The 26,262-nt window shown below is 63.5% G+C and carries 26 protein-coding genes; 4 read left to right on the forward strand and 22 right to left on the reverse strand.

Annotation, left to right across the window (positions count from 1 at the left end; all coding sequences use genetic code 11):
• Positions 1-270: 270 nt before the first annotated feature.
• From C6P64_RS07145 to C6P64_RS07155, 3 genes are all read left to right on the forward strand, one after another.
• Complete coding sequence (locus C6P64_RS07145) at positions 271-1,635, forward strand: sigma-54 interaction domain-containing protein (protein WP_245911659.1); 1,365 nt, start codon at positions 271-273, stop codon at positions 1,633-1,635.
• Positions 1,636-2,012: 377 nt separating this feature from the next.
• Positions 2,013-2,204, forward strand: coding sequence for a YgaP family membrane protein (locus C6P64_RS07150; protein ID WP_105747897.1), 192 nt, complete (start codon positions 2,013-2,015; stop codon positions 2,202-2,204).
• Between the two features lie 81 nt (positions 2,205-2,285).
• Positions 2,286-2,639 (forward strand): carboxymuconolactone decarboxylase family protein, encoded by a 354-nt coding sequence (locus C6P64_RS07155; RefSeq protein ID WP_105747898.1) that lies wholly within the window; start codon positions 2,286-2,288, stop codon positions 2,637-2,639.
• 394 nt (positions 2,640-3,033) lie between these two features.
• Here the strand turns inward: C6P64_RS07155 and C6P64_RS07160 are convergent, their stop codons facing one another.
• The 22 genes from C6P64_RS07160 to C6P64_RS07260 form a co-directional block, all read right to left on the reverse strand.
• Positions 3,034-3,282 (reverse strand): DUF2274 domain-containing protein, encoded by a 249-nt coding sequence (locus C6P64_RS07160; RefSeq protein WP_008642645.1) that lies wholly within the window; start codon positions 3,280-3,282, stop codon positions 3,034-3,036.
• The gene (locus C6P64_RS07165) at positions 3,279-4,541 is read right to left on the reverse strand and encodes a TraB/TrbI/VirB10 family type IV secretion system protein (RefSeq protein WP_034201268.1); all 1,263 of its coding nucleotides are present in this window, start codon (positions 4,539-4,541) and stop codon (positions 3,279-3,281) included. Before C6P64_RS07165 ends, C6P64_RS07160 begins: the two co-directional genes overlap by 4 nt.
• A 2-nt stretch (positions 4,542-4,543) precedes the next feature.
• The gene (gene trbG / locus C6P64_RS07170) at positions 4,544-5,542 is read right to left on the reverse strand and encodes a P-type conjugative transfer protein TrbG (protein ID WP_008640770.1); all 999 of its coding nucleotides are present in this window, start codon (positions 5,540-5,542) and stop codon (positions 4,544-4,546) included.
• Positions 5,539-6,243 carry a conjugal transfer protein TrbF gene (gene trbF, locus C6P64_RS07175; RefSeq protein ID WP_008640769.1) on the reverse strand — a complete coding sequence of 235 codons (705 nt, stop codon included), beginning with the start codon at positions 6,241-6,243 and terminating at the stop codon, positions 5,539-5,541. The genes trbG and trbF overlap by 4 nt, the downstream gene beginning before the upstream one ends.
• A gap of 11 nt (positions 6,244-6,254) precedes the next feature.
• Complete coding sequence (trbL, locus tag C6P64_RS07180; protein ID WP_034201269.1) at positions 6,255-7,562, reverse strand: P-type conjugative transfer protein TrbL; 1,308 nt, start codon at positions 7,560-7,562, stop codon at positions 6,255-6,257.
• Between the two features lie 12 nt (positions 7,563-7,574).
• The gene (gene trbJ / locus C6P64_RS07185) at positions 7,575-8,312 is read right to left on the reverse strand and encodes a P-type conjugative transfer protein TrbJ (RefSeq protein WP_008642622.1); all 738 of its coding nucleotides are present in this window, start codon (positions 8,310-8,312) and stop codon (positions 7,575-7,577) included.
• Positions 8,309-10,756, reverse strand: coding sequence for a conjugal transfer protein TrbE (trbE, locus tag C6P64_RS07190; RefSeq protein WP_008642621.1), 2,448 nt, complete (start codon positions 10,754-10,756; stop codon positions 8,309-8,311). Before trbE ends, trbJ begins: the two co-directional genes overlap by 4 nt.
• Before the next feature lie 10 nt (positions 10,757-10,766).
• The gene (locus tag C6P64_RS07195) at positions 10,767-11,051 is read right to left on the reverse strand and encodes a VirB3 family type IV secretion system protein (protein ID WP_008642620.1); all 285 of its coding nucleotides are present in this window, start codon (positions 11,049-11,051) and stop codon (positions 10,767-10,769) included.
• Positions 11,048-11,431, reverse strand: coding sequence for a TrbC/VirB2 family type IV secretion system protein (locus C6P64_RS07200; protein ID WP_008642619.1), 384 nt, complete (start codon positions 11,429-11,431; stop codon positions 11,048-11,050). The genes C6P64_RS07195 and C6P64_RS07200 overlap by 4 nt, the downstream gene beginning before the upstream one ends.
• Positions 11,428-12,465: a P-type conjugative transfer ATPase TrbB gene (gene trbB, locus C6P64_RS07205; protein WP_008642618.1), complete on the reverse strand. Its 1,038-nt coding sequence runs from the start codon at positions 12,463-12,465 to the stop codon at positions 11,428-11,430. Before trbB ends, C6P64_RS07200 begins: the two co-directional genes overlap by 4 nt.
• Positions 12,462-12,917: a ribbon-helix-helix protein, CopG family gene (locus C6P64_RS07210; RefSeq protein WP_008642617.1), complete on the reverse strand. Its 456-nt coding sequence runs from the start codon at positions 12,915-12,917 to the stop codon at positions 12,462-12,464. The genes trbB and C6P64_RS07210 overlap by 4 nt, the downstream gene beginning before the upstream one ends.
• Positions 12,914-14,944 (reverse strand): conjugal transfer protein TraG, encoded by a 2,031-nt coding sequence (locus tag C6P64_RS07215; protein ID WP_008642616.1) that lies wholly within the window; start codon positions 14,942-14,944, stop codon positions 12,914-12,916. Before C6P64_RS07215 ends, C6P64_RS07210 begins: the two co-directional genes overlap by 4 nt.
• Before the next feature lie 226 nt (positions 14,945-15,170).
• The gene (locus C6P64_RS07220) at positions 15,171-15,401 is read right to left on the reverse strand and encodes an EexN family lipoprotein (protein ID WP_008642615.1); all 231 of its coding nucleotides are present in this window, start codon (positions 15,399-15,401) and stop codon (positions 15,171-15,173) included.
• A 25-nt stretch (positions 15,402-15,426) separates the two neighbouring features.
• Positions 15,427-16,338 (reverse strand): LysR family transcriptional regulator, encoded by a 912-nt coding sequence (locus tag C6P64_RS07225; protein WP_008642614.1) that lies wholly within the window; start codon positions 16,336-16,338, stop codon positions 15,427-15,429.
• Between the two features lie 158 nt (positions 16,339-16,496).
• Entirely contained in the window at positions 16,497-16,697 is a 201-nt protein-coding gene (locus C6P64_RS17925) for a hypothetical protein (protein WP_124988613.1), read from the reverse strand.
• Between the two features lie 14 nt (positions 16,698-16,711).
• A complete protein-coding gene (locus C6P64_RS07230; RefSeq protein WP_008642612.1) occupies positions 16,712-17,644 on the reverse strand; it encodes an electron transfer flavoprotein subunit alpha/FixB family protein in 933 nt (310 codons plus the stop codon).
• Between the two features lie 34 nt (positions 17,645-17,678).
• Entirely contained in the window at positions 17,679-18,428 is a 750-nt protein-coding gene (locus C6P64_RS07235; protein ID WP_008642611.1) for an electron transfer flavoprotein subunit beta/FixA family protein, read from the reverse strand.
• A 21-nt stretch (positions 18,429-18,449) separates the two neighbouring features.
• Positions 18,450-18,920, reverse strand: a complete 471-nt coding sequence (locus C6P64_RS07240) for a MaoC family dehydratase (RefSeq protein ID WP_008642609.1) — start codon at positions 18,918-18,920, stop codon at positions 18,450-18,452.
• Positions 18,921-18,932: 12 nt separating this feature from the next.
• Positions 18,933-20,717: an acyl-CoA dehydrogenase gene (locus C6P64_RS07245; protein ID WP_034201270.1), complete on the reverse strand. Its 1,785-nt coding sequence runs from the start codon at positions 20,715-20,717 to the stop codon at positions 18,933-18,935.
• 24 nt (positions 20,718-20,741) lie between these two features.
• Positions 20,742-22,109: an MFS transporter gene (locus C6P64_RS07250; protein WP_017234568.1), complete on the reverse strand. Its 1,368-nt coding sequence runs from the start codon at positions 22,107-22,109 to the stop codon at positions 20,742-20,744.
• 415 nt (positions 22,110-22,524) lie between these two features.
• Positions 22,525-23,574 carry an MBL fold metallo-hydrolase gene (locus tag C6P64_RS07255; RefSeq protein ID WP_021025934.1) on the reverse strand — a complete coding sequence of 350 codons (1,050 nt, stop codon included), beginning with the start codon at positions 23,572-23,574 and terminating at the stop codon, positions 22,525-22,527.
• Positions 23,575-23,879: 305 nt separating this feature from the next.
• Entirely contained in the window at positions 23,880-24,920 is a 1,041-nt protein-coding gene (locus C6P64_RS07260; protein ID WP_034201272.1) for an AraC family transcriptional regulator, read from the reverse strand.
• Positions 24,921-25,114: 194 nt separating this feature from the next.
• Between C6P64_RS07260 and C6P64_RS07265 the strand changes: the two genes are divergently transcribed.
• Positions 25,115-26,260, forward strand: a complete 1,146-nt coding sequence (locus tag C6P64_RS07265; RefSeq protein WP_008642589.1) for an acyl-CoA dehydrogenase family protein — start codon at positions 25,115-25,117, stop codon at positions 26,258-26,260.
• Positions 26,261-26,262: the final 2 nt, after the last annotated feature.

A 26,262-nucleotide genomic window follows, 5' to 3' on the forward strand; every position in this document is an offset into this window, starting at 1 on the left:
AGTCTTTCGTGGATTTGTGCTCATTTACTCAAGAAACGTGCCATATTTCTCTTGCTCCCATTTTCTTTTTATTATTGAAAATATTTCTTTTAAATCAATAACTTGATGGCATCTTTCCGGCTGACTCCCCAACGTAGATCTGAAGACAAGGCATCTTCTGTCACTGACATTTGTCAAAAATGTCTGACATAGTGATGCAATCCTGCTACCTTCTGGTCTGTCATGACAAATAACGTTTCATCTGATTCCCAGTCCCAGTCCCAGCCGATCTTGAGCCCTGACCGTGCCGAACTGACCTCTTTTCTCGAGGGCTTGCCTGAGCCGCACATCCTGTGCGATCCGGACTACCGCATCGTTGCGGCCAACCAGGCCTATCGGCACCTGTACGGAGGTGAGGGAGAACTGACTGGCAGAACCTGTTATGAGGTTTCACATCACTTTGACCGGCCTTGCGATCAGGCGGGCGAATCCTGTCCGATGGCGCGTGCACGCGAATCAGGCCAACGCGAGCGCATACTGCACCTGCACCACACCTCTTGCGGGCAGAGCTACGTCAATATCGAGCTGACTCCCCTGCTGAATCCCCGTGGAGAGATGACGGGCTACATCGAGAAAATGGAGACCGTGCAGCATGCTCACCTGCAGCCACAAGCACAGGGTCTGATCGGGCGTAGTCCAGCCTTTCGCCAGATGCTGGCCTTGGTGATGCGGATCGCCCCAACCGATTCCGCCGTGATGCTGCTCGGCGAGACCGGCACCGGCAAGGACTTGGTGGCGCAAACGCTGCACGCCTCCAGCCAGCGTGCTGCAAAACCATTTGTGCCAGTAGACTGCTCCAGTTTGACCGAAACACTGTTCGAAAGCGAGTTGTTCGGTCACGAACGAGGAGCCTTCACTGATGCGCATCGAGCCAAAGCCGGCTTGGTCGAAACCGCTCATGAAGGCACGCTCTTTCTTGACGAGGTCGGAGACATTCCTCTCACGATGCAGGTCAAATTGCTGCGCTTGCTTGAGAACGGCGTGTATCGCAGGGTCGGGAGCACTGAGCAGCGCCAAGCCGACGTGCGTATCATCTCGGCTACGCACCGCGACTTGCCGACCATGGTGCGCGAGGGTCGCTTTCGCGAAGACCTCTATCATCGCCTGTGCACTTTTCCGATCCGTCTGCCCCCGCTCAGAGCTCGCGCAGACGATCTGCCCCTGTTGGCAGACAGCCTACTGAGCCGTCTGATGCCGCAGCGCCGCATCAAGCTAACATCCGACGCGCTGGAATTGCTGGGTCATCAGCCTTTTCATGGCAACGTGCGCGAACTGCGCAACCTGCTTGAGCGTGCCATCGTATTGACCGACGACACGCAGATTGGAGTAGAGGCTGTGGAGTGGGCGCTTCAACTTGACCGGGATCTGCTGAAAGACCCGCAGGACGGAGCCAAGGAGTCAACCTTGTCAGGATCACACTTGCCGATGGGGGGCACCGCAGAGGGGACACTGCGGGGTTCCTGGCAGCGGCTGCGAGTTGAACAGTTGCGCGAGCGCTTGCAAGGCTGGAGTGGCACCCGGACCGAACTGGCACGTGAGTTGGGCGTCAGCGAGCGGACGCTTTATCGCAAGCTCAAAGCCTTGGGCATGGTGTGAGCAGGGCTGCCTGGTCAGGCAGCGGTTGGCAATCACTTGAGGGAGGCAAGCAGGGACTGGCTGTCGTGCAGCAGGCAGGACGGAAGTCCTGCATCCGGGCGGCGACGGACTTGCCGGAGCCCTCACCTTCGTCAACTGACATGCGGACCATGCCAGTGGAAGTGCAGATCTCGACCACATCGACTTACCCGGTCGACACGAGCATGGCCTGGGCGGCCAGCGGCATCAGGGCGTTCACACCAGCACCAGCATGGATAACCATGCGGTGGGGCGGCGAATCGGGCAACGCTGCGACATTTGAAAAATATAGGGTGAGATGAAATCAGAACAGTCAAGCCAGAATATACTCCACGTAGTATTTCTCAGACGGAGCATCTATGAAAAACAATATCGGCGGCATCGATCGTGTGCTGCGAATCGTGGTTGGGGCTGCGCTCGTCGCTTCAGCTGTGGGTGGTTTCGTCGGAGCCTGGGGCTACATCGGCTTACTGCCGCTGTTGACCGGCTTGGTGGGCTGGTGCGGTCTTTACAGCTTGCTGGGCAAGAGCACCTGCTCGCTCAGAAAGTGAACTTGGTCGCGCCAGATTCAGCAAAACTGCGGACCGTATTCGGCTAGCAGCCGCAAATCCCTTTAGACAAGCAGAAAAGAAATGAGCACTTTCGATCATGCGGGCCTGATAAAAGACATCAATGCGAACCTGGCCCCGTTGCGCCAAGCGCAGCCAGAAGCGATGAGCGGTTTTGCCAAGCTGGCCCAAGCTTCGATGGCAGAGGGGGCGATCAGCGCCAAGCACAAGGAACTGATAGCACTGGCAATCGGCATCAGCCAGCGCTGCTCGGGCTGCATCGGCTTCCACGTCAAGGCACTGATCAAGCTGGGCTGCACCCGTGCCGAACTCGAGGAAATGCTGACGGTCTGCGTCTATATGGGCGGCGGGCCCGCGCTGATGTACGCGTCCGAAGCCCTCGCTGCCTGGGAAAAAATGCAGCCAGCCCAGGCGTAAGCGTTGCGGGTCTTGAAACCCTCAAGCCCAACATCACTCCAGCCAAGTAGCGCAGTTCGAGAGAGAGACCACCGGGAGGCTTTGTTCCGGGCGTTCAGCTACTTCCATAGAGGCATAAAAAATGTTCGGTGTCAAGTATTTTCAAGGCATCCCATTTGGCCTGAAACCTTATACGAGACAGCAAGTTAGCTCTGTATCGTGCCACCCGATGGCACCTCGGCGGTGTGGGCTAGGTGCCACATGAGAGCGTTGGGAGAGAAAGCCGGATCGCGCTACATCGGACACGGAGTGCAGCGTCGGCAACCGACCTGAACTCCCATATTACCGGCTTCCCAAACGAAGAACGCACGGCCTGGAGCCGCGCGTTCTTCATTAAATCTATGTCGGAGCATCGTCATCCTGACTTCGGGGTGGCGACGGCCTTGGCCTTGCCACCCCGCTTGAATCCCCGATCCCCCGCCATGAAGGCTTCGAGCATGTGCGGGATCAGCGTGGCCGCATCGACCGCTTCGCCATAGGTCTGCGCATGAAGAGCGGCGTACCGGTCTAGATCCATTTTCAGGCTGGCTGGACAAGCGAATGTCAGCTTGGTGCTGCTGGTCGATGGCAGCGGCCCAAGCCGGAGTTTTCTGGCCATGTTCATCGGGCACCTCCACGCTGAAGAAAGAGCGGCTGGTAAGGTCGAACCTGTAAATCCCTTGCCACGATGATCCGCACCGGCAACCCCGGCCGCGCTGTCAGCGTCGGCTGGATGTTCATGTTGCGCCGGGTCATCTCCTGCCCCACTTGGTTCACACTGTCCTGCAGACCATCGCGCCCGGCAATGACGATGCGGTTGCCGTTCTGCCGATTCTCCGGCGCGGCCAACTCGGCGCCGATACCCAGCAGCGTGGTCAGCGCCGCCCCGGCAAAGATGCGGCCCCAATGCTGATCCACTTCATCCTCCAACCCTGCGTAGCCCGCAGGATCGGTGCCGACAAGGTTGTCGAGCGTCAGCGAGGATGTGTCTGGCAAGATGATCCGGTTCCACACCATCTGCACCCGGCTCTGCCCGAAGCTCACCTGGCTGTTGTATTTGCCCAAAATGCGCGAGCCCTGCGGAATCAGCAGGAACCTGCCCGTAGCCGTGTCATAGACCGGCTCCGTCACCGTGGCGATCACATCGCCCGGCAGGTCGGACTTGATGCCTGTGACCAGCGCCGCTGCGATCACCGTCCCGGCCATCACCTGGTACGGCGAGGCTGGCATTTGGAGATTGCCGGAATTGCGAGTCTCCTTGGAGCCGCCTTTCAGGAACGCCTCTTTCTGGTCTTGCCGGTTCTGCACGGTGGTGGGATCACTGGGCTGGGCCGCCGTCGAGGCCGGACCGGCCGCCAGCGGATCGAACCCTGCCAAGGCGTTGGCCATGCCGGGTGCTCCGGGCGCCGCCTGCGCGACAGCGCCAGCGGCTTGGCCCGGCTTTCCCGAGCGGAAGAACACCGCCGAAGCCGCCGCCGCTTCGGCCTCCTTGCGCAAGGCGTCGTTGGGATCATGTCCCGGCGGCATGTAGGTGGGCTGCTGCGCCGCCACGATGGCCGGCCCCAGGTCGCCCGGCAGCGGCGGCCCCAGCTCGGGCGCCTTCGGCAGTTTCGAGTAATCGGACGGCAACCCATCCAGCCCTTCGGACTTTGAGACCCGATCCACGTTGTACAGCTCGTTCTGCCAGCCTGCGCCGCGCCGGTGCGGCTGCAGGGCCCAGATCGTGGCCCCGAGCACGGCGACCGACAGGCCGCCGGTGAGCATGGCCAGCGTGCGCCGGTTCAGGCGCGTGACCGGGCGCGGCTGGGCGCGCAACGCCATCGCTTCGGGCGCCGCCTTGCCCCCCTGAGAAGTGGCATGGTCGGGGGTGTTGTCTTGGCTCATGCTCAATTCCTCCGTGCCACGCCATCGGTGCGCTCAATTCGCACCACGGCGCCCTTATCGCCACCCAGGCGCAGCTCGGCCGCACCAAACAGCCGATCCACGATGTAGTACGGCGAGCGGAAGCGGTAGTTCACCAGTTGTCCGTCGCCTTGCGCGCCGATCACGAACATTGGCGGTAGCTCGCCTTGAGCGATGCCCGCCGGAAACTGGATATAGACCTTCTCGCCATCGTCAAAGGCCCGCAACGGCTTCCACGGCGGATTGCTGCCGCTGACCGCGTAGCGGAAACGGATCTTCTCCAGCGACAGCCCGGCATCGACCGGCGCGGCGGCGCTGGCCGCTTGTGCCTGGCGCTGCAGGGCCAGCATCCTGTCCTTGGGGTATTCCCAGGACACCGAAGCCATCCATGTCTTCTCGGTCGAAGTCAGTTCTAGCAGGTAGGTGCGCCGACTGGTCGTGATGACCAAATTGGTCTTGAGGCCCGAGCGGATGGGCTTGACCATCACATTGACGCGCAGCGCATCGCCGCTGCCGCTCGATGTGTCGCCCACGATCCAGCGCACCGTGTCACCGGCAGCCACCGTCACCAGTTCCTCGCCCGGCTGGAGCGCGATCACGGTCACGCGACCCACGGCCGCATAGACCTGGTACAGCGCGCCATCAGTGAACGGCCAGACCTGGATGGCGTTCACATAGCCCTCGCGTGTGGGCGCAACACGGGCCTCCGTGTTCGCACGGGTCACGCGCACCTTCTCGTCGGGCGATTCCAGTGTGGCCTTGGCATCACCGGCCAGCGGCTTCATCTGTCCAGGCAGTGCCAGCACCTCGGGCACGGTCACGACCTCCACGGGCTTCGGCGCCTCGGGCAGCGGCTGGGCCTGCACCGGCCCATCCAACGAGATGGATGGCGGCGGAGTCCCCTGCGTGGCGCAGCCCGAGAACAAAACGGTGGATGCCAGTAGGATCACAGGCAAGGCGGGTTTACGGAAATGTCCATTCATGGTTTTGCTCCTTCGTTTCCTTCCAGCTCGCGGCTCCACGCCAGCCCGTTGACGTAGATACCCAGCGGGTTCTTGCGCACGCGCTGCTCCGTGCGCGGGGTCTGCAGCACCGTGGAGATCACCGCGTTCCAGCGCTCGGTGCGATCCAGCGCGCCGTTGACGAAGCGCGTCTCGGTCCAGCGCACGTTGAAGGACTGGTCGCTGGCGCGGGTCACGCTGGACACCTGCACCGTCACCGACTCCTTGCCGATGCGCGAGAACGGATCAGCCACCCGCGCGTACTCATTGAGCACCACGGCGCCCTTGTCCGTGGTGTAGTCATAGGCATCGAGCCAGTTCTGCCGCACCACGATGGGGTCGATGGACAGCGAGCGCACCAGGCCGATGAAGCGGCCCAGGTGGTAAGCAATCTGCGCATCGCTGGGCTGGTACGGCGTGGCGGCTTCGCCGACAGCGCGCACCTGGCCCGCGTTGTCCACCTCGATCACGTAGGGCGTGACGATGGACTGCGCCGAGCGCCAGACCAGGCCGCCGGCCATCAGCACCGCCAGCGTGAGGCAGCCGAAGGCCATAAGCCGCCAGTTCTTCGCCTGCACGCGGGCCGAGCCGATGCGGTCGTCCCAGACCTGGGCGGCGGATTGGTACGGGGTGGCAGGCTGCGGCGTATCGGCGTAGCGCACCTGCGGTCGTTTGAATCGCATGGGAGTTCTCCTTATGAATCGGAATCACGAAGGCTTGGCCCCTGGCTGGAGCTGCCGCCGTCGCCGCCGCGCAGCGTGTGGGCGGCCGTGGTCGCGGCATGGGTGAGCTGCTGCCTGCGGTGCAGGCGCTTGGCCCAGGCAGGCTGTTCGTTGGATGGAGGCGCATCTGCGGCATCAGCGCCAGATGCCGGCGCCTCATCCGGCCGGAAGGCCGCTGCCACGCGCTCCTTCATCGAGCGTGCGCCGTCGGCTACCTTTTGCCCGGCGGTCTTGGCCACGTTGCCCGCGCCAGCGGCAGCGCCTTGGATGCCACTGCCTGCGGCCGTAGAGCCAGCATCGAAAGCCGCCTTGGCGCCGCGCGCGCCGCCGGCCGCAAGGCGGGCTGCACCAGGTGCCATCCGCGCCCCTGCAGCCACGGCGCTGCCGACGCCAGCAGCCGCAGCCCCGACGCCAATGGCAGCGCCTGCGGCCCCCAGCGTTGCTCCGGCCATCGCACCGGCTCCAAGCTGTGGCCCGCCGGACACCAGCCCGGTGGCAATGCCCGGCCCGAAGATGCCCAGGGCCAGCATGGACAGCGAAGCCAGCATGATGACCAGCGCCTGGTCGATGGAGGGCTCGGCACCTGCGGGAATCCTGAACTCGGCAAACAGCCCGGTGCCGATCCCCACGATGACCGCGAGCACCAGCACCTTGATGCCCGAAGACACCACATTGCCCAGCACCTTCTCGGCCAGGAACGCCGTCTTGTTCCAGAGGGCGAACGGCACCAACACGAAGCCCGCGAGCGTGGTCAGCTTGAACTCGATCAGCGTCACGAAGAGCTGCACCGCCAGCACGAAGAAGCACAGGAGGACGATGCCCCACGCGAGGAACAGCACCACGATGGAGGTGATGTTGACGAACACCTCCGGGAAGCCCGCCATCTGCTTGATCTGCTCCAGGATGGGGGCCGCCGCGTCGATGCCGGTCTTGGCCAGCCGCCCCGGCTGCAGGAAGTTGCCCATGCTCACGCTGGAACCGCTGGCCGTCAGGCCCAGCCCCGCGAAAGAGCGAAACACCACGCCCGCGAGCATGTTGAAGTTGCCGATGATGTAGGCGAAGGCGCCCACATAGAGCACCTTGCGGATCAGCTTGGCGATCACGTCCTCGCCCTGGCCGCTGGCATGGCCCATCGCCCAGAACAGTCCGGCGAGCGTCATGTCGATGACGATCAGCGTGGCTGTCAGAAACGCCACCTCGCCCTGCAGCAGCCCAAAGCCCGAGTCGATGTAGCGCGAGAAAACATCGAGAAAGCGGTCGATGACCGATACGTCGTTCATGGCCCGGCCCCGTCAGCGGTTGTAGAAATCGACGGGGTGCGGCGTGTATGGCGTTCCAGAGCCCAGAAAGCGCCGCGTGATTTCGCGCCCGCGCTCCGTGGCCGCGGCCTGCCGCGCCTGCTCCAGCGATACGGCGCGATCCTGCGTGAGCTGCAAGCGTTGCGTCTGGATCGACTGCTTGGCCTGCAGGGCCAGCAACTGGTTCATGGCCTGCATCGCTTGCAGCGCGCCCACGGCCGATTGGCTCTTACCCACGAGGTCAGCCAGCACGGCCTCGTCATCCTTGAGGTTCTGCGAGGCCTGGGCCTGCATCTGCATCGCGGTCTGCAGGCTGGTGAGCGTGTTCTTCCAGCGTTCCTGCGTGTCCCGGTACATCTGGTCGCCGCTCACGGTGGCAGCGTACTGCTCGGGATACAGGCGCTTGAACTCCTTGTCCATGTTCGTCACGTCGTAGGCCAGGCCCTTGGCCTGGTCGATCAGCCGCTGGGTCAACGCCAGGTTGGCGCGCAACTGACCGACCACGCTGGATGGCAAGCTCGCCAGGTTGCGCGCCTGGTTCTCCAACATCTTGGCCTCGTTCTGCAACTGCTTGATCTGGTTGTAGAGCTGCTGCAGCGTCTGGATGGCCGTCAGCATGTTCTGCACGAAGTTGGACGGATCGAACACGATGAGGGCCGCCGCGGGCTGGGCGAACATCAGGGAGCCGGTCAGGACGGCGGCGATTGCGGCGGGAAGGATGCGGGTTTTCATGGTGAGTTCTCCTGCGGGTGGGAAGGAAACGAGGACAGCAGTTCGGCGGCCCAATGCAGGCCGCGATGGCGCAGCCAGGTGGCCGCGAACGGGGTGGAAGCGGAAGATGTGGAGGTGGTGGCGGCAGCGAGCACCGCGTCGATGTCGCGCTGGTCTTGCGGCGTGGACGCACCCGCGAAGGCCAAGGTCGCGGCGCCCAGGTCGAGGTCGAACAGGCGATTGCCGAGACGCGACTGGTAGTAGTAGTCCCGCTTGGGCTGTGCAGTCGCCACGATCTCGATCTGGCGGCTGTTGAGCCCGAAGCCTTCGTAGATCGTGCGAATCTGCGGCTCGGTCGCCTGCGGGTTGGGCAGGAAGATGCGGCTCGCGCAGCTCTCGATGATGGCCGGCGCGATGCTCGAATCCTTGATGTCCGCCAGGCTCTGCGTGGCAAAGATGACGCTGACGTTCTTCTTCCTGAGCGTCTTGAGCCACTGGCGGATGTGCGCCGCAAACACCGGGTCATCGAGAAACAGCCACGCTTCGTCGAGGATCAGCAGCGTCGGCGCACCGTCAAAGCGTTCATCGAAGCGCGCAAAGAGGTAATGCAGCACGGCCATGACAGCGGCCTTGCTGTGCATCAGTTCCTCCATCTCGAAGCACTGCACGGAACCAGCGCCCAGGCGATCCGAATCCGCATCCAGCAACTTGCCGTGTGCGCCACCTAGCACATAGGGCGCCAGCGCTTGCCGCAGTGCGTTCGATTGCAGCAAGACGGAAAGCCCGGTCATCGTGCGCTGCTCCAGCGGAGCACCGGCGAGACTGCCGAGTGCCGACCAGATGGCCACCTTCTCGTCGGGGCCGACCGCGACACCCTCATGCCGCAAGCGGCCTTCGAGCCATTCGGCCGCCCAGGTGCGATAGCCCTCGCGGTCGATGCGGGCGAGCGGCTGGAAGGCAATTTCTCCATCCGTGCCCAGGTCGTAGTGCTCGCCGCCCAGGCCCAGGATGGTGGCGCGCATCGAGCGCCCCATGTCGAAGGCGAAGATGCGCGAGCCGCGATAACGACGGAACTGCATCGCCAAGGTGGCGAGCAAGACCGACTTGCCCATGCCCGTGGGGCCGGCCACCAAGGTATGGCCCACGTCGCCAATGTGCGTCACCAGCCGGAACGGCGTTGCCCCCTCGGTGCGCGTGACGATCAGCGGCGGGCCGTCGAGGTGGTCGTTCTTCTCCGGCCCGGCCCATACGGCGGACACCGGCATCAGATGTGCCAGATTCAGCGTCGAGATGATGGGCTGGCGCACGTTCGCGTAGGCGTGCCCCGGAATCGACGATAGCCAGGCATCCACGGCATTGAGCGTTTCGGGGATCGTCACAAAGCCGCGCCCCTGGATGACGCGTTCCACCATGCGCAGCTTCTCATCGGCCTTCGCCGGGTCGGCATCGAGCACCGTCACCGTGGTGGTGACATAGCCGAAGGCCACTTGGTCGCTGCCCAGCTCCTGCAACGCCGCATCGGCATCCGCCGATTTTTTGCTCGCGTCGGTATCGACCAGCGGGGTTTCCTGCTGGAAGATGGTTTCGCGCAGCAATGCGATGACGTTCTTGCGCTTGGCGAACCATTGGCGGCGCAGGCGGGAAAGCTCCTTTTCCGCATCGGCTTTGTCGAGGCACAGGAACCGGGTTGACCAGCGATACGCAAAGCCGAGGCGGTTGAGGTCATCCAGAATCCCCGGCCAGGTCGAGGTCGGGAAGCCGCGCACCGTCGCCACGCGCAGGTGCTGATCGCCCAGCATGGGCGCCAGCCCGCCAATGAGCGCGGAATCGGCCAGCAGCGCATCGAGATGGAATGGCACTTCCGGCACACCGACGCGATAGCACCGCGTGGAGATGGTCGAGTGCAGGTAGGTCAGCGTCTGGCTGTCATCGAGCCACGCGATCTCCGGCATCACGCCATCGAGCAGGTCAAAGATGCGATCCGTTTCCGCGACGAAGGCCGTCAGGCGCTCGCGCCAGTCCACGCCTTCGGTCGGACGGTTCTCGTAGAGCAGGCCCGCCGCGCGGGCGCGTGCCTCCTCGGGCGGCAGATACATCAGCGTCAGGTGGTAGCCGCTCTCGAAGTGGTTGCCCGAGTCCTGGAAGGCGGCGCGGCGTTCCTCGTCTACCAGCCACGACAGCGGCTCGGGAAACTCCGAGTGCGGGTAGTTGGCGGCGGGCCGGCGCTCGGCTTCGATGAACAAGGCCCAGCCCGAACCCAGCCTGCGCAACGCGTTGTTCAATCGTGCTGACGTAGAGATCAGCTCGCCCTGCGTGGCACTGTCGAGGTCGGGGCCACGAAAGCGCGCCGTGCGCTGGAACGAGCCATCCTTGTTCAGCACGACGCCCGGCGCAACCAGCCCGGCCCAGGGCAGCCAGTCGGCCAGCAATGCGGGCCGCTGGCGGTATTCGGCAAGGTTCAGCATGGCATTCCCCTCACACGTCCAGCAGCGGCCGGTGCTTGATGTGGCGGGCGAAGACCTGCATGAACTGCGGATCGACGCGCGCGCCCCAAACCGCCAGCGCATGACCGACGATCCAGAGCACCACGCCGGGAATCCACATCTGCAAGCCCAGGCCCACGGCAGCGGCCAAGGTGCCGTTGGTGATGGCCACGGTGCGCGGAGCGCCGCCCATCAAAATCGGCTCGGTCAGCGAGCGATGCAGCGGCACCTCAAAGCCGGGAGCGAAGCCCTGCACGCCATCGTGGGCCGCGTTCATACGACGGCCCCGCCCGAGAAGCTGAAGAACGACAGGAAGAACGAGGACGCGGCAAACGCGATCGACAGACCGAAGACGATCTGGATCAGCTTGCGGAACCCGCCCGAGGTATCGCCGAAGGCCAGCGCCAGGCCCGTGGCGATGATGATGATGACCGCGATGATCCGGGCCACCGGCCCCTGGATGGATTCGAGGATGGATTGCAGCGGCCCTTCCCAGGGCATCGAGGAACCCGCGGCCTGGGCGGTGCCCGCAAGCAGCAGCATCAGCGCCGCGAGCATCAAGCCTTGCATGGCCGGGCGAGCCAGGTTATCCAGCCGCGCGGGCCGGCGAAGAGGATTTGCGGAAGTACGGAAAGCAGGAACGATCATCTGCGTCATGGCAGTTCTCCAGAGTGGTCAGGGGACGGGGAGGAAAGGTCGGACTGCGGCAGCAGCTCCGGGAATGGAGCCTCCAGTGCATCCGCCAGTTGGTAGCCCACGCCATCGAAGCCGACGACGCGGGCGATGCTCTCGATGCGGCGCTTGCGCCCGCGCCCGGCGATGTGGATGACCACATTGACCGCTTCCGCGATCAGCGCACGGGGCGGGTTCACCGCCACTTCGAGAATCAGTTGCTCCAGGCGCAGCAATGCGCCCAGCGCGGAGCCGGCGTGGATGGTGGCGACGCCGCCTGGATGGCCGGTGCCCCAGACCTTGATGAGATCCAGCGCCTCGGCGCCGCGCACCTCGCCGACGACGACACGATCCGGGCGCAGGCGCATCGAAGACCGCACCAGCTCGGTCATGGACACCACGCCCTGGCGTGTGCGCAGCGGTACGTGGTCGCGGGCTGCGCATTGCAGCTCCACCGTGTCTTCGAGCACCAGCACGCGGTCGCCGGTGGCGGCGATCTCGGCCAGCAACGCATTGGCCAGGGTGGTCTTGCCGGTACTCGTCCCACCGGCGATCAGGATGTTCTGGCGCTCGCGCACAGCGCGCACCAGCAGGCCCGCCTGTGCGGCGGTCATCATCCCGTCCTCGATGTAGCGCGACAACGGGATCACGCCGAAGGCGCGCTTGCGCAGCGCGAAGGCTGGCCCCGGTGCAGCGGGCGGCAGGATGCCCTCGAAGCGTTCGCCGGTTTCCGGCAGCTCGGCTGTCAGCAGTGGCTGACCCCGATGCACTTCGGCGCCGACGTGGGCAGCCACGAGGCGGATGATGCGTTCGCCATCGGCCTCGGACAGCTCCACGCCCATCGGCGCGCGGCCCGTGGACAGGCGATCCACCCAGAGCGTCCGGTCGGGATTGAGCATGATTTCCACCACGTCCGGGTCTTCGAGCGCGGCAGCGATCAGCGGCCCCATTGCCGTGCGCAGCATCTGGATGCGGCGATCCAGCGATGTGGCCGTGAAGGAGGAAGGAACGGCGCTCATGAGGCTCGCTCCTGTGCTTCGGCCGTGTCCGCCATCCGCATCGGATCGGGATTCAGTTCGTCCACCACGTCGCGCACCAGACTGCGCCCACGCAGCAGGTGGCGGCCAAGCTGTTCGACAAACTGCTCGAAGCGGGCCTTACCCTGGGCGCGGGCGGCGTCCTGATGGGCCTCGGGAACAGGTGTGCTGACGGTCAGGAAGTAGCGGATGAACAGCGCCAGCGTTTCGATGGCAATGTTCTGGTCGCGCTCCAGGCGCTCGGCGTGGCGCGACAGGCGATCCAGTCGCTTGGCGATGGCGGCTTCGCGCTGGTCGCCAGCGTCGGGCGACAGCCACGATGCAAGCGCTGCCGCGACGATGCTGGACTTGGACACGCCCTTGGCGGCGGCCAGTTCGTCGAGCCGCCTGGCGTGCTCGGGCTGGATGAAGAGATTCAAGCGGTGCTGACTCATAGCGCGATTCCGTCGTCAGGGTCGAGGGATGCCAGCCGGGCCGTGCGCTGCAGGGCCGGGTCGAGCTGGCGCGGGAGGGAGACCGAAAGAGGCAAAGGCATGTCGTCGTCATCGAGCAGCCCGAGGTCGGCTGCGGGCGCAACCAGGTCGGGGTCGTAGGCGACGGTCTCGGAGAGTTCGGGCTGACGGCGCGGGCCGCCGTCATCGGTCGAACCCAGGTGCTCCAGGCCATCGGCCGATGCCGCGGCCGGTGCGACGGGCACGGCGGGAATCGCCAGCCCACTCCAGTCATCCGCACGGGCCGGCGGCACGTCGGCATAGCGCCCCGCGGCGAGCACCGGCGGCGGCAGCACCCGTCGCTTGAAGTTGGCGTCCGCGTAGTAGCGCAGCTTCCTGGCCTTGATCGGCGCCACGCTGGAGACCATCACCACCGCCTCGTCGGGCGGTAGCTGCATGACTTCGCCGGCCGTCAGCAGCGGGCGGGCTGTCTCCTGCCGTGACACCATGAGGTGCCCCAGCCAGGGCGCGAGCCGATGGCCGGCATAGTTGCGCTGCGCGCGCAGTTCGGTGGCGGTTCCCAGTGTCTCGGATATCCGCTTGGCGGTGCGCTCATCGTTGGTGGCGAAGGTCACGCGCACATGGCAGTTGTCCAGGATCGAATGGTTCTGGCCGTAGGCCTTATCGATCTGGTTCAGGCTCTGCGCGATCAGGAAGCTGCGGATGCCGTAGCCCGCCATGAAGGCCAGCGCCGTCTCGAAGAAATCCAGCCGCCCGAGCGCGGGGAATTCATCGAGCATCAGCAGCAGCTTGTGGCGGCGCTCGATGCCATCGGAGCCGTCAAGCGATTCGGTGAGGCGTCGCCCGATCTGGTTGAGGATCAGGCGGATCAGCGGCTTCGTCCGCGAAATGTCCGAAGGCGGCACCACCAAGTACAGCGACACCGGATGCTCGGCCGCGATCAGGTCAGCGATGCGCCAGTCGCAGCGCGACGTGACTTCGGCCACCGTAGGGTCGCGGTAGAGGCCCAAGAACGACATGGCCGTGGACAGCACGCCCGAGCGCTCGTTGTCGCTCTTGTTGAGCACTTCGCGCGCCGCTGAAGCCACCACCGGATGCGGGCCACCACCCTCCTCATTCACGAGGTGGGGCGTGGTCATCATGCGGTGCAAGGTCAGATCGAATGGGCAGGCAGGATCGGAAAGGAAGTTCGCCACGCCGCGCAGCGTCTTGTCTTCGCCCGCGTAGAGCACATGCAGGATGGCTCCAACCAGCAGCGCATGCGAAGTCTTCTCCCAGTGGTTGCGCCGCTCCAGTGCGCCTTCTGGATCGACCAGGATGTCCGCGATGTTCTGCACGTCGCGCACCTCATGCCCGCCGCGCCGCACTTCGAGCAGCGGGTTGTAGGCCGCCGACTGGCTATCCGTCGGGTTGAACAGCAGGCAGTGCGAGAAGCGCGAACGCCAACCTGCGGTAATGCTCCAGTTCTCGCCCTTGATGTCGTGGATGACGGCGGATGCGGGCCACGACAGCAGGGTCGGCACCACTAGGCCCACACCCTTGCCCGAGCGGGTGGGCGCGAAGGTCAGGACGTGTTCCGGGCCTTCATGGCGCAGGTACTGCTGGCGATGCAGGCCGAGGAACACGCCCGCGGACTGGTCAAGGCCCGCTTTGTGAATGTCCTCCGCGTTGGCCCAGCGCGCAGAGCCATAGGTCGTGACCAGCTTGGACTGGCGCGAGCGCCAGATCGACATGCCGATGGCGACCAGCACCGCGAACAGGCCACTGCCCGCTGCAATGACCCCGCCCACGTCGAAGACATGCGGCGCGTAGGCATCGAAGAAGAACCACCACTCGAACAGGCGCCACGGGTGATAGACCGGCGTGCCGAGGAAATCGAACCACGGCGATCCCAGGCGTAGCTGGTACCCCAGAGCCGCTGCCGTCCATTGCGTGGCGCTCCACACTCCGGCGATCACGATGCCGAATACGACGGCAATCTGACCGAACAGCACGTTCGTCCCTTGCATGATCCTGCCTCCGAGAACGGCACAACAACGTGCCGCCCCTATCAGGATCAATGCCATAGGGAGTACCGGTCAAAGACTGAAATCGCCGGGATTAAGGCTTAAAAAGCCATAGTTCTTGCTGTGGCGAAGACAATAAAAATGCCGCAGGCACAAAGGCGCTGCGGCGTATCGAGGTAACAGTGCGCAAGCTGTCGCAGAAGCGCGACGCCGGTGCGCCTTGCGTGGGCTACGGGGCTTTCTTCTGCTCCGGCCTGTCGCCGAAGAAGCGCCGTTCGGCGGCTGCGGCTGCGCGCATGCAAAGTTCATCGCCGATCTTCGCGCGATCTTCCTTGCATTGGCGCTGGATTTCCTTGATGCGTGCGGGGTTCGCCACCAGCTCATCCACTGTCTCTGTAGGATTGGCAGGACCACAGGCCGTCATCACAACGGCAATCACGGACATCACGATTTTGTTCATGGCGAGCGTCCTTTGGATTTCGGATTCACGAATCGGTCACGTTATCGGCACCAGCCGAATCCATGGTGACGACACGTTGAATGAACCGGGTCAGCATCGGTGACGGTTCAGTATCTCGACGCAGCAGATAAGTTGTCAGCATGGGTGGCGTTCCCGCCAACTGACGGGCCTTGACTCCAGGCTCTTTACTGGATGCGATATGCGCTGCACCTGCCAGACCAACCGCCAGTCCTGCGGATACCAGGGCCATCATCACGTCGAAGGTGGCAACGCGCTGGAGGATCTGCAACTCCTCGTCCCGCTTCTGCAGGATGCGGTCTATCTGGCGAGTATGCCCCTGGCATGCGGCCGGGTCGCCGAGCACCAACCGTTGCTGCAACACCATCTCCAGCGGAATGCGCCGGTGCTCCAGCAAGGGGTGGCGCAAAGACAGCGCCACCATCAATTCGTCATCCCACGCGGGAGTCGTCACGATGCCGTCGCCTACCTCGTCCGCCATAGACAAGCCCGCGTCGTACAGGTCTTCTTGCAAGCCTCTGATCTGCTGATCCAGTGGTACCTCGAACAGGCGGATTTCTACTTCGGGCTCTTCCTCGCGGCTACGGGCCAGCAAGGCAGGCAGCCGCGATGGCGTGATACCGTCGGACAGGGCAATGCGCAACTGGCCATGAAACCCACTGGCGGCCGATTTCGCACCATCGCGCGCTTGTTCCAGTGCCTCAAAGATACGTGGAACCCGCTCCAGAAATACTTTGCCGGCATGAGTCAGTCGAATGTTGCGTGTGGTACGGGTGAATAGCTTTGCTCCTAGTTCGTCTTCCAGATCTTTGATGGCACGGGATAGAGGTGACTGATCCATATGCAGTTTTTCTGCAGCCCGAGCAAAGTGAAGCTCCTCGGCGACCGTGAGAAAGTAGCGTAAATGTCTAAGCTCCATTGGAAAATTTTCCATTCCTGCGACACGCAAGCCCCCCCCGGATTCTTGGGACTTTGAAGGCGGAGAATACCGGTCGTAATGCCGATGTACCAATATATCGAGCCTGTAAGTCGTTGTCGGCGAGTTAGCGACTGAGTGCGATTACTACAAGACCCGCTTCATTGAACTAGTGGTACCTTGTTGACAATCGAAGATGGTCTGAATAGCACATTTGATTCCGCCATGGTTGATGGATCGATAGCAGCAATTTCGGTAAAACAGGGATTCAATATACTCGGCACTTCTTGGCTATCGCAACTTGCCGCGCCTGCCTCAAGGGCCGCTCGCAGTTCGAACAAATACTGGCGCAGCAAGGCCATAGTCATGCTCCTATTTAGATAATTGCTGTCATCTCCGGCACGGCGGCAAACAGGTCCGCCTCCAGCCCGTAGTCGGCCACCGAGAAGATCGGCGCCTCCGGGTCCTTGTTGATCGCCACGATCACCTTGCTGTCCTTCATGCCCGCCAGGTGCTGGATCGCGCCCGAGATGCCGCAGGCGATGTACAGCTGCGGCGCCACGATCTTGCCGGTCTGGCCGACCTGCAGGTCGTTGGGGGCGTAGCCCGCGTCCACCGCGGCGCGGCTGGCACCGATGGCGGCGCCCAGCTTGTCGGCCAGCGGGGTGATGACTTCCTTGAACTTCTCTTCGCTGCCCAGCGCCCGGCCACCCGAGACGATGATCTTGGCGGCCGTCAGCTCGGGACGGTCGCTCTTGACGATCTCGGAACCCACGAAACTGCTCTTGCCGGAGTCGGCGACGGCGGCGACGGTCTCGACCGCTGCTGCGCCACCGGTGGCGGACGCGGCGTCGAAGCCAGTGCCGCGCACGGTGATGACCTTGGTGGCGTCGCCCGATTGCACGGTGGCGATGGCGTTGCCGGCGTAGATGGGGCGCTCGAAGGTGTCGGGGCCGTCGACCTTGGTGATGTCGCTGATCTGCGCCACGTCGAGCTTGGCGGCCACGCGGGGGGCCACGTTCTTGCCGCCGGCGGTGGCTGGGAACAGGATGTGGCTGTAGTTGCCCGCGATGGCCAGCACCTGGGCGGCGATGTTCTCGGCCAGGCCGTGCTTCAGGCTCGCGCCGTCGGCGTGGATGACCTTGGCGACGCCAGCGATCTGGGCGGCGGCGGCAGCGGCGGCGGCGGCGTTCTCGCCGGCGACGAGCACGTGCACGTCACCGACGCAGGCCTTGGCGGCCGTGACGGTGTTGAGGGTGGCGCTCTTGATGCTTGCGTTGTCGTGATCTGCAATAACGAGTGCGGTCATGGCTGGTGTCCTTTCGATGTTGTTGTGATGAGCCTTAGATGACCTTGGCTTCGTTCTTGAGCTTGTCAATGAGGGTGGCCGCGTCGGGCACCTTGACTCCGGCGCCGCGCTTGGGCGGCTCGCTGACCTTCAGCGTCTTGATGCGGGGTGCCACGTCCACGCCCAGTTCCTCGGGCTTGAAGGTGTCCAGCTGTTTCTTCTTGGCCTTCATGATGTTGGGCAGCGTGACGTAGCGCGGCTCGTTCAGGCGCAGGTCGGTGGTGATGACCGCAGGTATGTTCAGCGCCAGGGTTTCGAGGCCGCCGTCCACTTCGCGGGTCACGTTCACCTTGTCGCCAGCGATCTCGACCTTGGAGGCGAAGGTGGCTTGCGGCAGGTCGGCCAGCGCCGCCAGCATCTGACCCGTCTGGTTGCAGTCGTCGTCGATGGCCTGCTTGCCCAGGATCACGAGGCCGGGCTGTTCCTTTTCGATCAGAGCCTTGAGCAGCTTGGCCACGGCCAGCGGCTGCAGTTCTTCATTGGTCTCGACCAGGATGCCGCGGTCGGCGCCGATGGCCATGGCAGTGCGCAGCGTTTCCTGGCACTGGGCCACGCCGCAGGAGACGGCGATCACTTCGGTGACCACGCCTTTTTCTTTCAGGCGCACGGCTTCCTCAACAGCAATCTCGTCGAAGGGGTTCATGCTCATCTTGACGTTGGCGATGTCCACGCCGCTGCCGTCGGACTTCACACGCACCTTGACGTTGTAGTCCACCACGCGTTTTACGGATACGAGAATTTTCATGAGAGGATTTCCTATTGAGGTTCAGGCCACCGAGGGCATGGCCTGGAGCTCGCTTGCTGCGCGCTGCGCACGCGAAGTGATCATCACCGTTGCCTCGCCCTCGATGACTACGGTGTCCTTGACTCGGCAGACCGTGGACAGCACTGCCCGTGCCTTGGCCACCTCCACCGACAGTACGGTGACCGCGGCATGAACGGTGTCGCCCGGTTTGACAGGCACCTTGAAGCGCAATTGCTGCCCCAGATAGACCGTACCTGGCCCCGGCAGCCGGTTTGCGACCGCTGCAGAAATCACGCTGGCCGTCAGAAAGCCGTGCGCGATGCGTGCGCCAAATCGCGTCGTGGCCGCGAACTCTTCGTTGAGATGTACCGCATTGGTATCGCCGGAGACGCCAGCAAACATCACGATGTCCGCTTCGGTAATGGTCTTCGAGAAGCAGGCGTTCATGCCCGGCTGCAGATCCTCGACGTCGTAGCCATTCAGGTCGTTCATCGTCTATATCTCTCAGAGCTGGTCGTCCGACAATGCCAACGTGCTGGCCGCGCCATGGACCACGATGTCGCGCAGCGCGGAGGCCTCCACCAGGATGTGCGTCGCATAGTGGCTGGCCGTGATGCGCTTGGCCCGCAGAAAGCCCGCATCGCTGGAATCCGCCGCCAACTGCGCCGTGGCGGCTTCGGCCATGCGCGCCGACAGCCAGCCACCGATCACGGTGCCCGCCAATCGCAGGAAAGGCACCGCCCCCGCGGCGCAGTCCTGCGGCTGCGCGTCACTGTGGGCCAGCTGCCAGTCAGCCCCGTCCTCCAGAGCCCGAACTGCTCTCATCAACGCGTCGCCGATGGACGAGAGCTCCGGGTCGCGCGCATCCATCAACTGGCGCGCATCGCTGTCGATACGTGTCAACAAGCCCTTCAGCGTGCGTCCCCCCTCGCGTGCCAGCTTGCGGCCGATCAGGTCGTTGGCCTGGATGCCGGTGGTACCTTCATAGATCGTCGTGATGCGGGCATCGCGGAAGTACTGCGCGGCCCCGGTTTCCTCGATATAGCCCATGCCGCCATGAATCTGCAGGCCATCGGAGGTGATGCCCTGTGCGCTGTCGGTGCACCAGCCTTTGACCACAGGCGTCAGCAGGCCAACCAGGGCCTGTGCCTGCGCGCGCTCCTGCGCATCGGGGTGTCCGGCGACGCGGTCCATCTGGCCGGCACAGAAATAGGCCAGCGCGCGCATGGCCTCGGTGCGCGCCTTCATGTCCATCAGCATGCGCCGCACGTCGGGGTGGCCAGCGATGGTGCTGCTGCCGGCCAGCGCCGGCTTGCCCTGCACGCGCTCGAGCGCATAGGCCCGGGCATGCTGGTAGGCACGCTCGGAAACGCCCACGCCCTCCAGCCCGACGTTCAGCCGTGCGTGGTTCATCATGGTGAACATGCACGCCAGCCCCTGGTGCGGCTCGCCGACGAGATAACCGATCGCGCCCCCGTTGTCGCCGAAAGTCATAGAGGCCGTGGGGCTGCCGTGGATGCCCAGCTTGTGCTCGATCGAGGTGCAGGCCAGGTCGTTGCGTTCGCCCAGGGAGCCGTCGTCATTGACCAGGAACTTCGGGCACAGAAACAGCGAGATGCCTTTCACGCCCGGCGGCGCATCGGGCAGCCGGGCAAGCACCAAGTGCACGATGTTCTCGGTCATGTCGTGCTCGCCCCAGGTGATGAAGATCTTGTTGCCGCTGATGCGGTAGTGATCCCCCTCGGGCACGGCGCGGCTGCGCAGCGCGGCCAGATCGGATCCGGCCTGCGGCTCGGTGAGATTCATGGTGCCGGTCCAGCGGCCGGCGACCATGGGCTCCAGAAAGCGCTGCTTGAGCGCCTCGCTGCCGTGGTGGGCAATCGCCTCCACGGCACCGAGCGTGAGCATCTGGCACAGGCTGAAGGCCAGGTTGGACGATTTCCACATCTCCAGCACGGCGGTGGACACCAGCGTGGGCAGTCCTTGACCGCCCCACTCTGTGGAGGCCGGCATTCCAATCCAGCCGTTCTCGCAGAAGCTGGACCAGGCCTCGCGAAAGCCATCGGCGGGCGTGACCTCGCCATCGTGCCAGCGCGCGCCCTGCACATCGCCCGTACGGTTGAGTGAATCCAGCACGCCGGCGGCATAGTGGGCTGCCTCCTGCAGGATGGCCTCGACCAGGTCGGGTGTGGTCTCTTCATGGCCGGGCTGGGCGCAGATCGCTTCCAGGCCTCCGACTTCCTTCATCGTGAACAGCATGTCGCGCAAGGGCGCGGTATAGACAGACATGGCGGACTCCTTTGATGGTAGCGATCAAGCGTTTTGCGGTGTCGGCTGCAACGGGCGCAGTTCTGGCACGGCCTCTTGCGGAGTCGCCGACGTCGGGCCGCCGTACTTGATAAACGCCAGGGCGATTGCGCCGAGGACTCCGAAACCGCCGATCACCAGGAAGTTCTGTTCCAGCGGTAGTTCCAGTGCGACGATCTGGCCGATCAGCAGAGGCGCCGCAATAGCACCCAGGCGCCCTACGCCGGAGGCCATGCCGATACCGGTCGAGCGGATGGACATCGGGTAGAACTGCCCGCAGAAGGCATAGGCCACCAGTTGCGCACCAGTGGTGCAGGCGCCGACCGCGCCAATGATCAGATAGCGCACCTCGGTCAAGGTCTGGAACGTCATCAGGTACAGCAGCACGCCGCCCAGCGCATACATCGCCACCAGCACCCACTTGATGTTGAACTTGTCGGCGAGCCACCCGCCGCACACGGCACCGATGATCGCGCCAACATTCAGCGCGATCACGAAGCTGAGGGCAGACCCCAGGCTGTAGCCAGCCATCGCCATCAGCTTGGTCAGCCAGCTACTGAGCGCATAGACCATGAACAGACCCGAGAAGAAGGCGACCCAGAACAGCGCCGTGCTCAGGCCCCGCCCGTCCTGGAAAAGGCGGGTAACCGGTGCACCTGCCATGCGGTCAGCTGCCGGCACGAAGAACTGGGCGTCCGCCGGGTGCTTGCCGCCCGGCTGGAGATGGCGTGCCACTTCGGCTAGCTCACCATTGCGACGCTGAGCGATCAGGTAGGTCATGGACTCCGGCACCAACTTCAGGATGAACGGAACTAGCAGCACGGGCACCCCCGCCGCGATGAACACGGCCTGCCAGCCATACTCGCCGATCAGTTGCTTGCCCAGCACCGCAGCCAGGATGCCGCCCAGTGCGTAGCCCGAAGTCATCAGTGCCGTCATCAGGCTGCGGATCTTCTTGGGCGAATACTCGACCATCTGTGCCACGATGACCGGGAGCACGCCACCAATCCCCAAGCCAGCAATGAAGCGCACCACGCTGAAGCTGATGGGGTCCTTGGTGAATCCGGCGGCCGCAGTGAACACACTGAACAGCATGACACCAATGGAGAGGGCCCAGCGACGACCAATCCGGTCGGACAGCGTGCCCAGAACCATAGCACCGAACATCATGCCAAACAGCGCCGAACTGGCCATGAAACCGGCAGTCGATGCGTTCACGCCCATCTGCTGCATGATGGACGGCAGGGCGATGCCCACCACGGCGATGTCATAGCCGTCAATGATGAGAATCAACAGGCACCATAGAAGCACCTTGGCATGAAAGCGGTTGAAGCGAGCGTCGTCGGCGAGCTTCTGCATGTCGATTTGGCACACGTGTTTGTCTCCTTTGAACTTGGCTCCGGATCGTGGGGACGGCGGTCATCGCCGCACCGCTACATATCGTCCAGCGCACGCAAGGAATCGTAGGTGCCGGTGCAGCAATCCGCGATGACGAAGCGCCCCGATCGAATGACAAACGGCCCCTTTCTGAGGGCCCCGTCAAGTGCGCCAAGAGGTCAAGCGTCAAGCAAAATTGAGATGAACCCTGTCGAGCATCTGTGAAAGGTGCCACTTCAAGACCAGTTTGAATCACACCGGCTTCGCAAACAAGGTGTTCAAAGGACCGAAGGCCATACACGGCGCGCTGGTGCAAATACCCATTGCTCTCGAAACACCCCCCCACAAAGAACCCAGTCAATGACTGGGCTTGATTGGGTTGCTTCTACATCCTTGAGGGCAAATTAGCGCATCAGGCGAGCCGATAGCGCATGGCGCCGTCTTCATCCTCTGCAGACACGATTTCCCCACGCTGGTCGAGATAGTTCAGGTGGGCGAGTGTCTCTCCGGTCGCGAGGTTGAGGTGCATTTGCTCCGCAACAGTGGACGAACGGTACAAGACGCGAACTAGGTCGATGACCCTTAAAGGCTGCGCAAGTTGTTGCCTGACACGGTCTGTGCCTTTCACGGCGCTCGCACGTAGTTGCTCCAACCGTAGGTGCAGGCCATAGAAAGGTTCGTTGTGGGCAGGCAGAACCAAGACGCTCCCAGGTACGCGTTGCAGCAATCGGTCGATGGAGTCGAGCCAGCCCTGCAAAGGATTAGCATGCGGCTCGGTGGCGTACACGGAGGTATTGGAACTGATCCTGGGAAGAACCTGATCTCCCGATATCAGCAAATCCAGTTCGCGCGAGTAAAAGCACGCGTGCTCGGGAGAATGTCCTGTGCCAACAATGACCTCCCATTCCTGATTCCCGATCCGCAACATCTGACCATCCGTGAGCCGTACAAAGCTGTCAGGCAAAGGATGAATCATTTTGCCGAAGTCACCAAACCGAGTGCGATACTCATCGACCTCGGTGTCGCTCCATCCGGCTCTCCGGTAGAAGCGAACACCATCGACTGGCGCTTCCCGCCCTGAATCGGCAAGCATCACCCGACAGCTTAAATACTCGTCTCGTGTCATCCACAGCGCGCATTCGAAGCGACGTGTCAACCATCCCGCCATGCCCACGTGATCCGGGTGCATGTGCGTCGCCATTACACGGGAGACAGGACGGCCTGCTAGCGGCCCCTGAGGAGCGAACAAGGCGAACCATGCGTTCATTACGTCCACGCTACGAATTCCGGTGTCCACGACCGCCCAACCAGAACCATCGCTCAATACCCAGAGGTTGATGTGATCCAGGGAAAACGGCAGCGGCATGCGTAGCCACAGCACACCTGGCTTGATTTCAATGGCTTGACCAGGCAGCGGGAGATGAGAGAACGGATACGAGAGTGCCGGGGCTGCGTCGGTCATGATGCTTGGTTTACATTCTGGCAATGCCGCTTCAATGGTGCACAGCCATCACTCTTATGCTGTGCGAGTTCATTTTTAGCTTAAGGTCAGCACTGACAAGTGACAATGACGAATGACCTCGATAGGCTGACGGAAAACGTCTGCGTCCTGGCGCAGCCAGTCACTGCGCTGCCGTCGGTGCAACCCCCAACGGCGGTCAACAGTCTCTTGAGCGCACAAGAGCCTCGCCCGAAGCAGGCCACGGCCCCGGTAGCCATGAAGGCGCCGATCTCCTCGGCGGCCAAGCTGAAATTGGTCGGATACCTCTATGTAAGGTACTGCTTGGTGCGCGAGCGGGCACGGTAGGCTCCCGGCGCGCTGCCGGTCCAGACCTTGAAGGCGCGTTGGAAGGCGGTGCTGTCGGTGAAGCCCAGGTCAGCGGCGATGGCGGCGAGCGAGGCTTCGCTGCTGGTCAGGCGTACGATCGCCATGTCGCGCCGCAGTTGGTCCTTTAGCGCCTGGAAAGAAGTGCCCTCGGAGGCCAAGTGCCTCTGCAACGCACTCACCGACATGTGCAGGCGCTGCGCAGTGATGGCCAGATCAGGCCATTCGGGACTGGCCCGCTGCAGCACCATGCGGACCCGCGCGCTGGCGCTGCGCTCGTTCAGGTACGGCCCCACCACGTTGCCTGGCGTGGCGCGCAGGAAGGACTGCAGCGCGTCCCGATCGCGCCGCACCGGCTGTTTGAAGGCATCGGCGTCGAACCAGGCGGCCGTGCGCGGCTGCCCAAAGCACAACGTGCCGGAAAAGATGCGTTGGTAGTTCTGCGCGTGAGGTGGCGGCGCAAAGTTGAAGTCGAAGCGCTGCGGCACCAGTCGGCCGCCGTGCAGCCATACCAGCAGTCGCCAGAACACGCGCAGCAGATGTGCGTGCAGGAAGTCGGCATGCGCGCCCGGGCCGCCACGCATATCGAGCGCGACACCCGTCAGCCTGCCCTCAGTCACGGGGACTAGCGCCACATCGTCCTGCAGCAAAGCAAAGGATTCACCCAGGCGGCGCAGGGCGAACGACAATGAGTGGGCAGTGAACGCACTGCGCACCATCAGTGCGAAGCTGCCCGGGCGCATCGGCCGCCCATGCAGGTAGCCCAGGCACTCGTCGTTCAGGCTGTCCTTGACGGCGATGAACAGCGCGTTGAACTGCTCCACGGTCACGCGCGACTCCTCCAACTCCAGCAGCGATTCACTGATGCCCGCGCGCCCCAGCACACCTACCAGCCATTCTGGCGTGGCCAGCCCCTTGCCGCGCGCACCGTCCAGCAGGCCATGCACGGCAAAGATGGGAGCGGTTAAGACGGGTTCCAGCATGGCGTGTGATTCTAAGGGGCCAACGCCGGTCGCATAGGCCGAAAGAAGTTAATTGTCAGTTGATTGAGGTAATCCGCCATCGCCCTTGCAGGGGCCAATTACTACGATTGTGTCATCCCCAAAACATTTCGGCAGTGGCACTGCGCGGAACGTCCGATGCGGGGACAGAAGCCAACATATAAGGAGACGCTCTCATGTTGCCACAGCTTTATCGCCACGCCTGGATGGACGGCGAGATCGACGCATTTCGCGAGCAGGTGCGCCGCTACGTTGCCGCCGAATTCACGCCCCGGCTCGATGAATGGCGCCGTCAGGGCTACATCCCGCGCGAGGTCTGGCGTCCATTCGGCGAGATGAGCTTTCTGCTGCCCGAGATGCCCGAGACCTATGGAGGCGCCGGCGCCAGCCTTGCCTACCAGTTGGTGGTGCAGGACGAGCTAGCCAAGGCCGAGATGCCAGTCAATATCGCGGTGCACACCATCGCTTCGCACTACATCCTGGACTTCGGCACGGAAGCGCAAAAGCAGCGCTGGCTGCCCAAGGTGACGAACGGCGAGATGCTGGCCGCCATCGCGATGACCGAGCCGGGTTGCGGCTCGGATCTAAAGGCCATTTCCACCCGGGCCCGCCGTGACGGAGACCACTACGTGATCGACGGCGCCAAAACCTTCATCACCAACGGCTTCACTGGCAACCTGCTGATCGTCGCGGCGCGCACCAGCGGCGCGGGCAGCAAGGGGGTGTCGCTGTTTGTGCTGGAAACCGAGAATCTGCCCGGCTTTCGCGTTGGCCGACTACTGGAGAAGATCGGCATGCAGGCATCGGACACGGCGGAGTTGTTCTTCGACGGCGTGCGCGTGCCAGCCGACCAACTGCTGGGCGAGGTCGAAGGCAAGGGCTTCGGGCAGTTGATGGGCGCGTTGCCCTACGAGCGCATGCTCATTGCCGTGCCGGCGGCCGCCACTATCGAGCAGGCACTGGCCGTCACGGTGGAGTACACGAAGCAGCGCAAGGCCTTCGGTGCGCCCCTCTTCGATATGCAGCTCACGCGCCAGAAACTGGCTGAGGTGGCCACTACCGCGCATGTGGTGCGCAGCTTCGTCAACGACTGCACCCAGCGCCTGTTGGACGGCACGCTGGATAACGAGGCCGCCTATATGGCCAAGTGGTGGTGCACCGAGCAGCAGTGCCGCGTGGTGGACGAATGCCTCCAATTGTTCGGCGGCTACGGCTACATGGCCGAGTACCCGATCGCGCGGATGTATGCCGCTTCGCGAGTGCAGAAGATCTATGGCGGCGCCAACGAGGTCCTGAAAGACCTGGTTTCGAGGAAGCTGTGAAC

Origin of the sequence: Malikia granosa, from assembly GCF_002980595.1 — a bacterium.
In the GTDB taxonomy this organism is placed as follows: domain Bacteria; phylum Pseudomonadota; class Gammaproteobacteria; order Burkholderiales; family Burkholderiaceae_C; genus Malikia; species Malikia granosa.

Excerpts from the sequence above, each read along its gene's own strand:
- trbJ (WP_008642622.1), bottom strand. The coding sequence starts at position 8,312 with ATGAAAACCCGCATCCTTCCCGCCGCAATCGCCGCCGTCCTGACCGGC.
- C6P64_RS07155 (WP_105747898.1), top strand. The coding sequence starts at position 2,286 with ATGAGCACTTTCGATCATGCGGGCCTGATAAAAGACATCAATGCGAAC.
- C6P64_RS07265 (WP_008642589.1), top strand. The coding sequence starts at position 25,115 with ATGTTGCCACAGCTTTATCGCCACGCCTGGATGGACGGCGAGATCGAC.
- C6P64_RS07235 (WP_008642611.1), bottom strand. The coding sequence starts at position 18,428 with ATGAAAATTCTCGTATCCGTAAAACGCGTGGTGGACTACAACGTCAAG.
- trbB (WP_008642618.1), bottom strand. The coding sequence starts at position 12,465 with ATGAGCGCCGTTCCTTCCTCCTTCACGGCCACATCGCTGGATCGCCGC.
- C6P64_RS07200 (WP_008642619.1), bottom strand. The coding sequence starts at position 11,431 with ATGACGCAGATGATCGTTCCTGCTTTCCGTACTTCCGCAAATCCTCTT.
- C6P64_RS07165 (WP_034201268.1), bottom strand. The coding sequence starts at position 4,541 with ATGAGCCAAGACAACACCCCCGACCATGCCACTTCTCAGGGGGGCAAG.
- C6P64_RS07245 (WP_034201270.1), bottom strand. The coding sequence starts at position 20,717 with ATGTCTGTCTATACCGCGCCCTTGCGCGACATGCTGTTCACGATGAAG.
- C6P64_RS07225 (WP_008642614.1), bottom strand. The coding sequence starts at position 16,338 with ATGGAGCTTAGACATTTACGCTACTTTCTCACGGTCGCCGAGGAGCTT.
- C6P64_RS07210 (WP_008642617.1), bottom strand. The coding sequence starts at position 12,917 with ATGAGTCAGCACCGCTTGAATCTCTTCATCCAGCCCGAGCACGCCAGG.
- C6P64_RS07215 (WP_008642616.1), bottom strand. The coding sequence starts at position 14,944 with ATGCAAGGGACGAACGTGCTGTTCGGTCAGATTGCCGTCGTATTCGGC.
- trbL (WP_034201269.1), bottom strand. The coding sequence starts at position 7,562 with ATGAACGACGTATCGGTCATCGACCGCTTTCTCGATGTTTTCTCGCGC.
- trbG (WP_008640770.1), bottom strand. The coding sequence starts at position 5,542 with ATGAATGGACATTTCCGTAAACCCGCCTTGCCTGTGATCCTACTGGCA.
- C6P64_RS07220 (WP_008642615.1), bottom strand. The coding sequence starts at position 15,401 with ATGAACAAAATCGTGATGTCCGTGATTGCCGTTGTGATGACGGCCTGT.
- C6P64_RS07260 (WP_034201272.1), bottom strand. The coding sequence starts at position 24,920 with ATGCTGGAACCCGTCTTAACCGCTCCCATCTTTGCCGTGCATGGCCTG.
- trbF (WP_008640769.1), bottom strand. The coding sequence starts at position 6,243 with ATGCGATTCAAACGACCGCAGGTGCGCTACGCCGATACGCCGCAGCCT.
- C6P64_RS07240 (WP_008642609.1), bottom strand. The coding sequence starts at position 18,920 with ATGAACGACCTGAATGGCTACGACGTCGAGGATCTGCAGCCGGGCATG.
- C6P64_RS07150 (WP_105747897.1), top strand. The coding sequence starts at position 2,013 with ATGAAAAACAATATCGGCGGCATCGATCGTGTGCTGCGAATCGTGGTT.
- C6P64_RS07160 (WP_008642645.1), bottom strand. The coding sequence starts at position 3,282 with ATGAACATGGCCAGAAAACTCCGGCTTGGGCCGCTGCCATCGACCAGC.
- C6P64_RS17925 (WP_124988613.1), bottom strand. The coding sequence starts at position 16,697 with ATGGCCTTGCTGCGCCAGTATTTGTTCGAACTGCGAGCGGCCCTTGAG.
- C6P64_RS07230 (WP_008642612.1), bottom strand. The coding sequence starts at position 17,644 with ATGACCGCACTCGTTATTGCAGATCACGACAACGCAAGCATCAAGAGC.
- trbE (WP_008642621.1), bottom strand. The coding sequence starts at position 10,756 with ATGCTGAACCTTGCCGAATACCGCCAGCGGCCCGCATTGCTGGCCGAC.
- C6P64_RS07255 (WP_021025934.1), bottom strand. The coding sequence starts at position 23,574 with ATGACCGACGCAGCCCCGGCACTCTCGTATCCGTTCTCTCATCTCCCG.
- C6P64_RS07195 (WP_008642620.1), bottom strand. The coding sequence starts at position 11,051 with ATGAACGCGGCCCACGATGGCGTGCAGGGCTTCGCTCCCGGCTTTGAG.